Here is a 13,634-nt window from a genome sequence, read left to right on the forward strand (position 1 = left end):
AAGATTACGGCGGGTTTGAGTACCGCTGTTTGCATTGTCAGCCTTTTACAAGATAGGTCAATATGAACAATCGGCGCAATTTCATTAAGTCATTTGGCGTTCTTACCTCCGCTACATTGTTGTGTGGCCCAACAGAGATATTTGCAATGTCTAATAATAAGTTGTGGTTTATGCCTGATGAGAGTGAGCCTCACTTGCGCACATGGATGGCCTTTGGAGCAAGTCAGAAAATCTGGGGTAAGAAGCTTCTGCCGGAAGTTCAACGTAACTTAGCGACCATAGCACTGTCCATCGCAAAGTACGAACCCGTTTCAATGCTTGTTCGTCAAGCAGACCTTCCTTTGGCTCAACAACTTATGGGTGACAACATTGAGCTAATTAGCTGTCCACTGGATGATTTGTGGATGCGTGATACTGGCCCTGTTTTTGTTGTTACTGAGAAGGGTGACAAAGGGACGGTTGACTTCAATTTTAATGGATGGGGTGAGAAGCAGGACTTTGACTATGATACTGAAGTCGCTTCGTTTGTCACTCAGCAAGTAGGCCTGCATCGCATTAAGACTGAGTTGGTGCTAGAAGGTGGAGGAATTGAGGTTGATGGTCACGGCACTGCAATTATAACGGAAAGTTGTGTGCTCAATGAAAACCGTAACCCTGGCCTCAGTAAGAGTCAATGCGAACATGAGTTAAAGCGGTTGCTTGGATTGGAGAAAATCATTTGGCTGCCTGGCATCAAGGGGAAAGATATCACCGATGGCCATACTGATTTTTATGCCCGTTTTGCGCGGCCCGGTGTGGTTGTCGCTGGGTATGATCCTGATCCAGCGTCTTTCGACCATGCAGTAACAAAAAAGCATCTAGAAATTCTAAGCACAGCTACAGATGCAAAAAACCAAAAACTTGAGGTAATTGTTCTTGAGGCTCCTTCCATTGTTCGGAATCAATTCGATAATGAGGATTTTGCTGCAGGCTACATTAATTTTTACGTCTGTAATGGTGCAGTTATCGTCCCTGAATTTGGTGACCCCGTGGCTGACGCTGCAGCTAAGCGCCAATTGCAGAACGTGTTTCCTGGGCGTGATGTTGTACAGATCAATATCGATGGTATAGCAGCAGGTGGGGGAGGTATCCATTGTGCAACGCAGCAGGAACCTAGGGGGCAATTAACATCGTAAACTATGATAGAGACAGGCTTAGCCGCGGATGGCTTGGTCAACAATACCGCGTAAACTGAAAATACATTATTTTTTAAATGGATCGCTGAGTTTATTGCTCTTAATTCATTGTTTAGTGCAAAGGAAGACTATTATGTTGAAACGAGTATATAGCTTACGTTTAACCCGCTTTTTTATTTTAATTTTTTTGTTTAACTTTAATGTTGTTGCTCAGATTAGTGAGGAGAACACTAAACTGCCTGACAGTCTCTTGGAACAATTAAATTCTGTTGTAAAAAAGGATACGGGTCGTCTGGTTGATATGTTTAAAGATCTTCATATGCATCCTGAATTGGCTTTCACTGAAATCCGGACAGCTAAGATTGTTGCTAATGACCTTAAACGCTTGGGATATACCGTCACTGAAGGGATTGCAAAAACTGGGGTTGTCGGTGTGCTCCAAAATGGAGCGGGTCCAACAATCTGGTTTAGGGCTGATATGGATGGCATATCAGTAAAAGAAGACACGGGTCTCTCCTATAGTCCTAAGAGAAAACAAAAACTTTCTGATGGCTCTGAAGTCGACGTAATGCATGCCTGTGGACATGACGCACATGTGGTTTGGTTATTGGGCATGGCAAGTGCGATGGTTGAACTTAGGGAGAGTTGGTCTGGAACACTTATTGTTTATACTCAACCTGCAGAAGAAGTGGGATTGGGGGCGCAGGCGATGGTTAATGATGGCTTATGGGAAAGAGGTTTCCCAAAACCGGATTATGCCTTTGGATCGCATACAGCACCTATCCCTGTAGGGCATGTATCAAGTTCTGCGGGGTTGAGAATGGCAGGTACAGATCAGCTTGATATAACCTTTGTGGGCAAAGGTGGTCATGGCTCAACACCTCAAATGACAATCGATCCTATTGTTATGGCTGCTCAAGCTATTCTTTCTTATCAAACAATCATTAGTCGGAATCTGGATCCACTAGATTCCGGCGTTATCACTGTCGGTGCCATAGACGCCGGACGTGACAATAATGTTATTCCTACAGAAGCGATATTGAAGCTTAATCTAAGGTGGTTTACGCCAGAAGTCCGTAATAAAATAATTTTACGTATTGACGAAATTAATAATGGTATTGCATTTGCGTCTGGAGTTAGCCCAGAGCAAATGCCCATACGTAAAATGAAAGGCAATGCTGGGCCATTAGTTAATAACGATGAGCTAGTCACTAAGATTAATCCTGCATTAAAACAATTATTGGGAGCTGAGAATGTCTATGATCAATTTCCGCCCGTAATGGGCTCTGAAGATTTTCAAGAAGCTTTTAATACTCTCAATGTTCCCTATGTATTCATGTTAGTGGGGGTTGCTCCGATGGAACAATTTACTGCTGCACGTGCTAAAGGGTTACCCTTCCCCTATGCTAATCATAACCCCAATTTTTTTGTTGATTTGAATTCTATACCTGTAGGTGCCAGAGTTAATACAGTTGCAGCATTAAGTGTCTTAAGAAAACGATAGTTGATTAGAGTCAGACTTACCTCGTCTGACCCATGCGCAGAATTTCGCGTTTTCGTATGATTCTAAGCTAACAGGTTACTGATTTATTGACATATTCTAGTGGAGAAAGGTTAACAAGCCGCTTTTATATCGCTACGGTCACAAAAAGCGTGGCCTTCTTCATTGAATTTGCTAACGTTCGTCGTTTAGCTATGCACGAAAGTGGGGAAAGATGTCAATTGGAATGCAATATGAAATCACCTAAAACACCTGACGATGAACAAGTTCGATTAAGTCAGCTACGTGCTTTAGCCATTCTTGATACTTCTCCCGAAGAGCGATTTGATCGCGTCACACGAATGGCGAAACGTCTATTTGGGGTTCCGATTGCTTTGGTGTCCTTAGTTGATGAAAATAGACAATGGTTTAAGTCATGTCTTGGATTGGATTGGATGTTTCTGAAACAGAACGGCGGATTTCATTCTGCGGCCATGCAATTCTTAATAAAGGTGCACTCGTTATTAATGATGCCACTCAGGATCAGCGTTTTTTTGATAACCCCTTGGTTGTTGACGAACCGCACATTCGCTTTTACGCGGGGCATCCTCTGTGTACGTTGAGCGGTCAAGGATTGGGTACACTCTGTATTATTGACCTAACTCCACGAGAGTTCAGCGATGAGGATATCGCGATGTTAGCTGATCTTGCGGGTATGGTGGAGCGTGAAATTATGGCTGTGCAGCTCACCATATCCGATGAACTGACAAAAATCTCGAATCGCCTTGGCTTCATAACGCTAACTCGATACTGTCTTGACGTATGCAAACGCGAGTTGTTTCCGGCCTCGCTTGTGTTTTTTGATTTAGACAAATTCAAAGAGATCAACGATACATACGGACACGCTGAAGGTGATAGAGCGCTCAAAATCTTTGCTGATGTAATGCGAGAATCATTCCGTACTTCGGATATTTTTGCGAGGTTTGGTGGTGACGAGTTTGTCGCATTGTTAACCAATACGAGTACAGACCAAATTAAGCAGCTAATTGGACGCTTCGAGACCTTGCTAAGGTCGCGTTGTGTCTCGGAGTGCCTACCTTATTTCATCACGTTTTCTTTTGGCATTGTTGATTACGAACCTCTTAAGCATAAGTCTATCGAGGATATGCTGAATGAGGCTGATAAAGCGATGTATGAGAATAAAAAATGCAAGCGTAATGCATAGCTGCGCAAATCTTGAGTAAAACCAACTAACAAGTCAATGTAACTGACAACTAATTAAAATCTTATAGATTTCCTAACGACCGTTTATTCCTAAATCGTGCACATGAATCACTCTTGGTGCTTAGTCTAGTTCACGCGCCAAAAACTCCGTCTCACGTGGATTTGGGCTAACGCGATTTTCCCCCAAAACGATTTTCGAACCCTGCTATTCGAGTCCTTTAGTTCAGCCAAGTGACCAATTTTTTTGATGATAGAAAGCATCTACTATTGCTTTACCAGTACAGAACGATAGAGGTTGAAATACCCTAAAAGATAAGTTTTGATACATTAAAACCTAAAGATAATTGTACACATCTGAAGGTGTGTCATTGTGGTAATATCCTCAGAACGGAGCATGTTTACCTTATAACATGAACGCTGAATATGATGGCATTCTGGCGGGAAATCCTCTAATCCTGACAAGTCTTTAATGACTCACGCAACTTTAGTATTAATAAGTTTTCATAAATTTTCATAATTATTTGTTTTCAGTTCATATCCTTAATAATGGCTATTCATATCTTTACCATATAGTTACCTCATCGATAAAAACCTGTAAATATAAGGTGATATATGAATAAAAATTTTAAGTTAGTGCGATTAGCAATGCTATATGGTTTGTTATTCCCAACGATCCCCTTCGCTAATGCGGCCGAAGAAGGTGAAGTGTTTGGCGGTAAAATTAATGGGACTTTAACCTTTGCATCTGATTATGTTTTCCGAGGAGAATCAGAAACGCTGGATGCAGATGTTCCTGCAGTGCAAGGGACCTTGGGTTGGGGGAATCATGATGGTTGGTATGGGGGCGTTTTCGCTTCAAATATTAAATTTGCTGATCCAAATCTAGAGATAGTCACGGCACCATTTATTGGTAAAACAGGCGAAATTGCAGAGAGTGGGCTCCAATATGATGTGATGGTATTTTCTTACCTCTATCCAGGTGCTTCTTATTCAAATTATACCGAGTTGTGGATTAAGATCGGTAAACAGTTTGGCCATGCAAATCTGCAATTTGAGGTTACTCCTACATTAGATGACTGGTTTGGCGTCGATGGGTGGCATGGCGTAAACTATGCTCTTCATCCTAGTTATGTATTTGATAATGGAATAAAGTTGTCCGCTAGTTTAGGTTACCAGAATTTAGAGGGCGAAGGTGCTGAAGGTTGGGGGCATTGGAATATGGGCGTGAGCAAGTCCTATGCGGGAATCAATTTTGATGTTCGTTATCATGGGAGTACTGTGGAAATGGATCATAAAGTTTATGGTGATCAAACTAAAATATTTGATGACCGTATTGTTGTAGGCGTGAGCAAAAGCTTTTAATTAAGCTTGTTTTTGTTATTAATGAAATGTGGATCTATTCATCCTATTTTTAGCGGATAATGGATCTATTTTATTTCAGTATATTATTCTGTACTCGTGTTATTTCTTGCCTAGTACCATCGGTGGAAATTAAAAAACATTTATTAAAATAAGTTCTTATTGATTTTTTTGGTGGGAAATATGGTACATACAGAGTTTGCAAATACGGTTCTTGTTGTTGATGATGAGGCTGTGATACGTGCTCGGCTAAAGGGATATTTTGAGCGAGAAGGTTATCGTGTGATTGAAGCTGCTGATGGCGAACAAATGTGGCAGCAATTCACCAAGCAACACATTGATTTAGTTATGTTAGATGTTAATTTGCCAGGTACAGATGGCCTGAGTTTAGCTCGCGACCTTAGAAGTCGTTCAGATGTTGGTATTATATTAGTGACGGGGCGCGATGAGACCATTGACAAAATCATTGGCCTTGAAATGGGAGCAGATGATTATGTTACTAAACCTTTTGAACTAAGAGAACTTTTAGTTCGTGTTAAAAATTTGCTTTGGCGGATTTCTCTTGTAAAAAAAGCGCGTCTAGAGGTATTGGCGGAATTGGAGGAGCCCGATAATCAGCTTGTTTTTGATGTGTATATTCTTGAGTTAAACAGCAGAAAGCTTAAACGTGGTGATGAGGTTATTCGACTCACTAAAGCGGAATTTGAATTGCTGACTGCTTTTGCATTACATCCTCAACAAGTGCTTTCTCGAGAACGTTTAATGCAGCAAACAAGCCATCGTAATGATGATGTTAACGATAGAACTATCGATGTTATTATTCGCCGTTTACGTAATAAGCTCCATGCGGAGTTGTTTGTAACAGTGCATGGTGAAGGTTACTTATTTGCCTCTAAAGTCGAAGATTGATCTGGATTCACTCTATAAATGGGATAGAAATCTGCAGGAGCTAAGCTATTACTAAGTGTTTTTAGTGACATTTCTCCTTGTTTTAAGCCGCGTATTTGCGGCCCTATATCACCAAAGGGTTTTGCACCTTCAAGTTCTTTTATGACAATATCTATCGCTAACTTGCCTTGCAGGACGACTTGGTCATCATTGCTGAAAACAACTTTATGACGATAAAGACCGCGCAGCGTTGCTGGTGAAAGATAGCTACTCACGAGTTTGACCTGATTTGTCATTTTTGCCTGCTGTAGAGAACCTATCGCGGCCTCTATAGCGACTGCACTGCCAAGTATATAGTCAGGTACATGATCTTTCAGGAGGTTGTGTAGCTGCTCTCGATACAGGTCTCGATTGTTATCCGTGTGTCGAATGGATGAAACCTTAATGGGACTATTAGCTATCGCATCAATAATGCCTTGCTCGACCCAATCACTACCTCCAACACTTTCAGGACCAGTTAGTAGTGCAAGTTTGACTGGATTCGGAGCAAGGGAGGTCACTGATTGAGTTATATAGTGCCCTGCAGTCCATCCCATTTGATACCAATTTACGCCAATACGAGTGTTAACTACTGGGCTGTCAAGTCGATTAACTAACGCAATTATGGGTTTGTTTATTTGTCCGTGATATTGATTGAGCAAAGCTGGGTCGACAGTACCAATTAAGATGGCATCAAATGGCTGCTTCAGACAATGTACTAGTTGTTTTAATTGTTGGTCTTTTTTGTAATAGCTACCCGCTTCAAATAACTCTAAATTGATACCTAAATGTGAGGCCTGTGATATCAAACCATAATCAATGCCTATCCAATAGGCATCTTTTAGATGTGGGACTAACACACAAATCCGCCAAGGTTTTTGGGCTGTAGTTAATGCTTTATATTCAAAGATTCTTGTTTTCTGGATTTGGATATTAAAGGGGAAACGTTGTTCAACTGTCCAACTGGGTTGAGCAGTTGCCAATGGTGGAGCTGTCCCTAAACAAGCTATGAGTGTATAAATAATTTTTCGCATCTAATTGTCTCGAATTGGGTTTTTAATTGCTAAACCAAACGAGTCTGATGGTAACAGTTTGGGGAATGAATGTGGGTGTTTTATCTCTCTCTGGCAAAAGTTTAGTGAGCCGACTTATGTTTGCGTTTTGCATTCTCGGACTGCTATTACTGTTGTTAGTTAGCCTTGGTAGTTTATCGCTCTATTGGGTAAAGCTTGCTGATGAGTATTTATATGAGAAGGCTTTACCCGCCTCTGAGGCCGCCCGTCAATTGATGCAGTCTTCTAATGGTTTACTCGATAATGCCCAAGGACTTGAGCGGGTGGAAGAGGAGGCTCAGCGTGCGTATATTGGTCGAAAACTTTCAATTGAAAGCACCAATTTGCTCACTGCAATCGATCGACTGAATTCCCTCAATGTCCACGTTAATGGTACTTTTAAAGATAAAGAGTTAGCACTATTTGCCGGTGAGATCATTCATGAGTTATCTATGTTGGGTCGTCAAGTCGGTGAACGTTTGGCACTTACTCATCAGTTAAACAAAGCTGGACGTGCTCTTACTGAAGCTGCGAGTAAAAGTAATTTATTACTTGAAGCTGAACTTGCTGTAGTCGATTCAGCTATTTTGGCTAAGTTAAGTTTAGCATATCCGCAAGTGGCGGGTAATACGGCTAGCGCGCAGCTTTTGGATACCATTATTGAACAAGATTTGGATCTGCGTGAGCGTCTAAATCGGGGTTTAGTCTTAATTCATCACATCGCATTGGTAGGACAATTATTACAGTCCCCTGAGCAGCAGTTAGGTTTAAAAAATGTCTTGGCGAGTGTGCCAAGGGAACTCAATCAACTGACTATAATGCCTCTGGAATATTACGTGATGGACCCCAGTAGCGATAATGGTCCGAGAGCAACAAACGAAGCTACAATCGATAGGCAGATTGATTTGATGCCTCTTGAACTACTCAAAGGATTAGTTCGAGATCCCGTGCGTGCGATGGAGCTCGAACATGAGTTGTTAGCGTTAATGAACGTTAATTCTGGTTTGCGATTACAGCAGCAATATGGGCAGATTTTATCTCAGCAAAATAAGCAATTACAGCAGCTTACGGGCAAGTTAAGTTGGTTGAACAAATCCGTTGATAACGCGATGAAAGTTCAGCAAGATCAGGCGAATGATGCTCGTTACGAGTTTTTACAGCAACTGCTTTGGGCGAAATTTGGTTTATGGATGACGGGTATTTTGATGCTTATTATCATGATATTTGTTGTGTATCGAGTGATATATAAGGGGATTACGGTACGTTTGAGTGAAGCAACAATGGCATTATCACAATTAAGCCAAGGTAATACAGAGGTTGTGTTAGATCCACGAGGAAATGACGAACTCACCGCCATGGCATCAGCAATTGAGGCTTTTAAGCAAAAGACGGCTCATAATCAGGCTTTATCTTTGGAGTTACAAGCTACCGCTTCAGAGCTATTCGCCCACAAGGCTTCCCTTGAAAGTACCGTGCTTGCTAGAACAATGGAACTTGCGGAGGCCAATAGTCAATTAGATGCCGAGGCAAAAGGGCATTCGGCTGCGCGCGAGATGGCGGAGCAAGCAAGTAAAGCTAAGTCGTTATTTCTCGCCACAATGAGCCATGAAATCCGAACACCATTAAATGGTTTATTGGGCACGTTAACCCTGTTGGGGCATTCACCATTACCGCCAGCACAAAAGCAAATGCTGGCCTTATCTCAGTACAGCGGTACCTTATTGCAAACAGTATTGAATGATATTTTAGATTTTTCCCGTTTAGAACAAGGTAAGTTAACGAATGAACCCAGACCTGTGGCATTGAATGAACTGCTTGATGAAGTGGTTGCGATTATGTTGGCTGGCGCTGGTTTATCTGGACTATCACTATCATTAGTCAAAGAAAATTTACCCGAGTGGGTCAATTTAGACGGCCCTAAGCTGCGACAAGTTTTGTTTAATCTCCTTGGTAATGCGATTAAGTTTACGCAAAAAGGAGACGTTGAGCTTCGAGTATTCGCAGTTGATCAACAGCTACACTTTGAAATTATGGATACCGGAGTGGGTATTAATGAGTCTGTGATGGGGCAATTATTTGTTGCCTACAGTGCTCAACCTAACCAAGGCAGAACCAGAGGAACAGGGCTTGGATTAGCGATTTGTAAAGAATTAGTCGCATTGATGAACAATGTTGATACTTTAACCCAGTGTATCTGGGTGCAAAGTCAAGTTGCGAAGGGGTCCACATTTGGTTTTAGTTTACCATTAACTCTTTGTCAGCAAGTAGACCGGCCTTCACCAGCGGTATTACCAAAGGTTTTACCTAAATGTATTTTGGTGATTGAGGATAATAAGGTCAATGCAATGATAGCTCAGGGTTTTTTAGCTCATCTTGGGCATCAGTCTATCTTGGCTGAAAGCTGTGCTGAAGCGAGAGCCTTATATCGTCAAGATAATGCTTCGCACTTTGATGGTATCCTGCTTGATATTCAACTTAGTGATGGTTCTGGTTTAGTGCTATTGCCTGAGTTAAAGCTAATTGCCAGTAAAGCGCATTTGGAAATTAGTGTTATGGCATTTACTGCGCAAGTTCAAGATGAAGATATTAAAGCCTATCAAACATCAGGTTTTGATGGAGTATTAGAAAAACCCTTAAATATGGATTCACTGGCACTGTGGGTCGGTGTTGCTTCTGGGGAGCAGCTTCAACCTAAGGTGTCCCCGAGTGAAAAGCAATCTATATCTGATTTGGGGTCGACACTTGGATTCGATATTTCTCATGGCCCTCTATTAAATGAACTGCAGATTAATCAAGACGTAACGTATTTAGGGAGCGCTGCGTTATGGGAAATGTTAGAACTTTTTAAAATGAGTAGTACAGAGCAAATACGCCTTATGGAAGAACAGAACAATGATCCCGGGCCTCTCTTGCATGCACTTAAAGGCAGTAGTGCCAGTTTAGGTTTGGTGACTATGTATCAGTTGTGCAAGCAACTTGAAGATCAAGGAATTGATAAAGAATCATATTTACTGCTTGTTAAAGTATGGCAGGCATCAATGAGTGCATTTGAAGAAAAATTAAATTTCGTATCATAATATGAAGATTTGTGCCGCCTTAGGGAAGGCTGATCTAACTACTGAAGTCAAAACACTGAATATATTCAGTGTTTTGACTTCAGTTTAGCATTTGGACAAAAGAAGACTCGGAGGTATTAGCTGTGAGCCGCGAGTCCTTCGCAGTCGCTGGCAACCCAAGTTTGAGTCAAGTTACAAACTGCGGTGTAGAATTTCCCTGTATCGAGAGCGGTTACTTTATCTGTAAAAGTCGGTAACCAAGTGTTGAGATATTGGCTGATAAAAACGAGCTGGTTTTTATTATTACTGATACATGTTTGATGGGCTGCATAAGCTAAGATCACGGCAATATGGTCTGCAGGTTCAGGAAACTCACTTCGAACCATCAGTTGGCTATGCTGCAAATAGCTTTGCATTTTCTGATGTTGTTCACCAAATAACAATACTTCACTCTGACCGACAATATTGTTATTCAAATATAAACCGGCATATGGGCTAGTGCTATGTTTAGTGCCGACTAAGAATAATCCACAGTAATCTGCTGCAAGTTCTAATAATGCTGTTTCTGTGTTCAACTGATTAATGAAAGACTTCAGAGTCAAAATATCTTCAGTGAAGAGAGGATTAGTTTCTAAATAGCTCAAGAAAGCTTGCGCTTCAGTTGTTGTTAGTTCTTGTAATAGCGGATGGTCCAATTCTTTAGCAAATAGCCTAGAGAGTAATGTATACACCATTGAACGACCTTGATTTACTGGTGTGTTATATTGAGGAGATTTATTCATCTTCGTTATCTCTTTTGAGCTAATTTCGATTGTAAGTTAAAGCACCATGATGACAATCAGGTGCTTTGTTATGCTCAGCAATTAGATTAGCGTTTCAATTGGGCCACTGAAAGCACTGACTTCTGGAATTTTTCCTTGGTACTTCTCAAACTCTACTAAGCAAGTGTAAGCAGAGCATGCTTGGGCTAACTTTGAAGTGCCAAGATCTTGTGTTAAGGTGTTTGGGTCGCCGTAACTGCATAAAGCACCTATTTCATTTCCCCCTTGTTTACTACCATCTTTACCAACGGGACCATACCAAGCACCTTCGTGGATTCGAATTATGCCACGGGGAAAACTATCCGAGACCACTGCTCCAGCTAGTAGTTGACCACGATCATTAAAGACTCGCACAAGATCTCCATCCTTAATCCCACGTTGTTTGGCATCGATTGGGTTTAAATACACTGGTTCACGGCCTTGAACTGTGTAAGTTTCACGATATTGTTGTGATTCACACATTTGTGAATGCAAGCGCTTATCAGGGTGGCAAGACTGCATCCACATTGGATACTTATCTGAGCCGGGTCCACCGTGACTACGTTCAGTCTTCTCCATCCACATTGGATGACCAGGGCAGTCATCATAGTTATACTGGGCAATTTTACGACTGAATATTTCAATCAAACCCGATGGTGTACCTAAAGGGTTCATTTCAGGATCCGTTCTGAAGTCAGCATGGCGTGTCCATGGCTGTCCTTCACCAAAGTGAACATAACCATCTTTCCAGAAAGCCTCAAAATCTGGCATATTAAATTTACCCAAATTATCGGCTTTACAGTCGTTATAGAGCTTTTGGAGCCAATCAAACTCAGACATGCCTCGGGTATATTCGTTTTCTTTACCTAAGAGTTTTGCAAAACGAGTGAAAATTTCAAAATCTGATAAGCTATCAAATAATGGCTCTACCATTTTATGCATTGCTAAAATACCGCGGTTAGCGTAGCTGCCATAAACATCTAAGTCGTTGCGTTCAAAGGTAGTGCAAGCAGGCAAAACAATATCTGAAAAACGGCAGGTGGCAGTCCAGTTCATATCTATAGTGACAACACACTCTAGCTTTTGAAACGCAAGCTTCATTTTATTTCTATCTTGATGATGGCTCCAAGGGTTGTTACCGGAAAATACCATCATTTTAATGTCGGGATATGTTACTTTGGCTCCGTTTGCATCAATAGTTTTGCCTGGCTCCAATATTGCATCGACCCAACGAGCCACTGGAATCGTATTACTTGCCCCTTTAAAATCATTACTATCAAATAGCGGTTTTTGACCTTCATCTAAGTTACGTGGAAAAGCGCCTGGTGCTGCTGCACCCGATGACGGTACACCAATGCTTGAATAGTGGTGTCCATAGCTAATTCCACCACCAGGTAAACCAATTTGACCAATCATAGTCGCTAACACCGCGGCCATCCAATATGGTTGTTCACCGTGTTGTTGACGCTGAATGCACCAGCCCATCATGATCTGAGTGCGGCCTTGGGTCATTACTTTGGCTAAATCTCGGATGATATCAGGGCTAACTCCCGATATCTGACTCGCCCATTCAGGTGTTTTGGCTAAGCCATCAGACTCCCCTAATAAATAGGGTAAAAATTGCTCAAAACCTAAACTGTAACCTTGGATGAATTCAGCATCGTGCCACTTTTTAGTGACTATTTCGTGAGCAATTCCAAGCATGAGTGCCACATCGGTTTGTGGATTGACATAGAGTTGTTCGCACTCAAGGTATTTTTGAGTTTTGGTCTCAACAGGATCAATGCTTATCACGCGGATCTTACCCTGACTAACTTTTTCTTTCAGTTGGGCAAGATAGGCAAATGACTCATGTGTTTCTGCGTTCCAGCCTACTTGCAGATTTTTATAGGGATCATTTGACCATAAGATGATGGTGTTAGATTGCTCAAGAATTAATGGCCATGAGGTTCCTTGGGCATACACCTCAGTAGAACCTAAAATGTAAGGCAAAATCGTTTGGCCAGCACCAGTTGAGTAATCACCAATTTTTTTGACAAAATTTCCATGCATGCCTACTGCACGCTGCATGTGACTCGTGCTTGAGTGAAGTTGGCCCGTAGCACGCCATCCGGTTTGTCCTGCATGAAGACCGGATGGGCCATATTTGGTCTGGATTTCATCGAGGGACTCTTTGAACAGAGTTAAAGCTTTATCCCAAGTAACGCGTACAAATCGAAAATCCCCACGTTGTTTAGTATCACTTTTATGGCCTTTTAATAAAAAGTCTAATCTCACCATAGGGTAACGAATACGGGATGGATTGTAGACAAGCCCCTTAACACCATTCATCATATCTGTTGGATATTGATCTAAATCAAAAGGGATGACTTGGTCAATAACACCGTTTTTACGCTTAATTTTAAATGCACCAAAATGTGACCCCGTTGTTAGCCAGTCATCACTAGCCTTCGAGCCAGAGGTGGCAAATGCATTAAGAGGAGTCAATACAGATCCACTGCTCAGACCAATATATGAGGTGGCCGCTAAACCCTTAAGGAATTCTCTTCTGTTCATGTTGG

Annotated in this window: 9 protein-coding genes; 6 read left to right on the plus strand and 3 right to left on the minus strand. The window is 41.6% G+C overall.

Annotation, left to right across the window (positions count from 1 at the left end; all coding sequences use genetic code 11):
* Nucleotides 1-146 precede the first annotated feature (146 nt).
* The 5 genes from HGO26_RS15285 (at nucleotide 147) to torR (ending at nucleotide 6,147) form a co-directional block, all read left to right on the plus strand.
* A complete protein-coding gene (locus HGO26_RS15285; protein WP_211085932.1) occupies nucleotides 147-1,175 on the plus strand; it encodes an agmatine deiminase family protein in 1,029 nt (342 codons plus the stop codon).
* Between the two features lie 133 nt (nucleotides 1,176-1,308).
* A complete protein-coding gene (locus HGO26_RS15290; protein WP_168826230.1) occupies nucleotides 1,309-2,679 on the plus strand; it encodes an amidohydrolase in 1,371 nt (456 codons plus the stop codon).
* A gap of 412 nt (nucleotides 2,680-3,091) precedes the next feature.
* On the plus strand, nucleotides 3,092-3,880 hold the full coding sequence (locus HGO26_RS15295; RefSeq protein ID WP_345719252.1) for a sensor domain-containing diguanylate cyclase: 789 nt from the start codon (nucleotides 3,092-3,094) through the stop codon (nucleotides 3,878-3,880).
* A gap of 644 nt (nucleotides 3,881-4,524) precedes the next feature.
* Nucleotides 4,525-5,241, plus strand: coding sequence for a TorF family putative porin (locus HGO26_RS15300; protein WP_168826361.1), 717 nt, complete (start codon nucleotides 4,525-4,527; stop codon nucleotides 5,239-5,241).
* 180 nt (nucleotides 5,242-5,421) lie between these two features.
* Nucleotides 5,422-6,147, plus strand: a complete 726-nt coding sequence (gene torR, locus HGO26_RS15305; protein WP_168826232.1) for a two-component system response regulator TorR — start codon at nucleotides 5,422-5,424, stop codon at nucleotides 6,145-6,147.
* Here the strand turns inward: torR and torT are convergent.
* Entirely contained in the window at nucleotides 6,117-7,199 is a 1,083-nt protein-coding gene (gene torT, locus HGO26_RS15310; protein WP_168826233.1) for a TMAO reductase system periplasmic protein TorT, read from the minus strand. The two genes, torR and torT, sit on opposite strands and share 31 nt — an antisense overlap.
* Before the next feature lie 116 nt (nucleotides 7,200-7,315).
* On the opposite strand from torT, the gene torS reads away from it, so the two are divergent.
* Nucleotides 7,316-10,294: a TMAO reductase system sensor histidine kinase/response regulator TorS gene (gene torS, locus HGO26_RS15315; RefSeq protein WP_247651561.1), complete on the plus strand. Its 2,979-nt coding sequence runs from the start codon at nucleotides 7,316-7,318 to the stop codon at nucleotides 10,292-10,294.
* A 116-nt stretch (nucleotides 10,295-10,410) separates the two neighbouring features.
* On the opposite strand, the gene torD is transcribed toward torS, so the two are convergent.
* A complete protein-coding gene (gene torD, locus HGO26_RS15320; RefSeq protein ID WP_168826235.1) occupies nucleotides 10,411-11,055 on the minus strand; it encodes a molecular chaperone TorD in 645 nt (214 codons plus the stop codon).
* Nucleotides 11,056-11,136: 81 nt separating this feature from the next.
* On the minus strand, nucleotides 11,137-13,629 hold the full coding sequence (gene torA / locus HGO26_RS15325; RefSeq protein ID WP_168826237.1) for a trimethylamine-N-oxide reductase TorA: 2,493 nt from the start codon (nucleotides 13,627-13,629) through the stop codon (nucleotides 11,137-11,139).
* Nucleotides 13,630-13,634 lie beyond the last annotated feature (5 nt).

It is taken from the genome of Shewanella oncorhynchi (assembly GCF_012584455.1).
In the GTDB taxonomy this organism is placed as follows: Bacteria; Pseudomonadota; Gammaproteobacteria; order Enterobacterales; family Shewanellaceae; genus Shewanella; species Shewanella oncorhynchi.

Coding starts and splice junctions, on each gene's coding strand:
- HGO26_RS15285 (WP_211085932.1), top strand. CDS start 147: ATGTCTAATAATAAGTTGTGGTTTATGCCTGATGAGAGTGAGCCTCAC.
- HGO26_RS15290 (WP_168826230.1), top strand. CDS start 1,309: ATGTTGAAACGAGTATATAGCTTACGTTTAACCCGCTTTTTTATTTTA.
- HGO26_RS15295 (WP_345719252.1), top strand. CDS start 3,092: ATGTCTTGGATTGGATTGGATGTTTCTGAAACAGAACGGCGGATTTCA.
- HGO26_RS15300 (WP_168826361.1), top strand. CDS start 4,525: ATGCTATATGGTTTGTTATTCCCAACGATCCCCTTCGCTAATGCGGCC.
- torR (WP_168826232.1), top strand. CDS start 5,422: ATGGTACATACAGAGTTTGCAAATACGGTTCTTGTTGTTGATGATGAG.
- torT (WP_168826233.1), bottom strand. CDS start 7,199: ATGCGAAAAATTATTTATACACTCATAGCTTGTTTAGGGACAGCTCCA.
- torS (WP_247651561.1), top strand. CDS start 7,316: ATGTTTGCGTTTTGCATTCTCGGACTGCTATTACTGTTGTTAGTTAGC.
- torD (WP_168826235.1), bottom strand. CDS start 11,055: ATGAATAAATCTCCTCAATATAACACACCAGTAAATCAAGGTCGTTCA.
- torA (WP_168826237.1), bottom strand. CDS start 13,629: ATGAACAGAAGAGAATTCCTTAAGGGTTTAGCGGCCACCTCATATATT.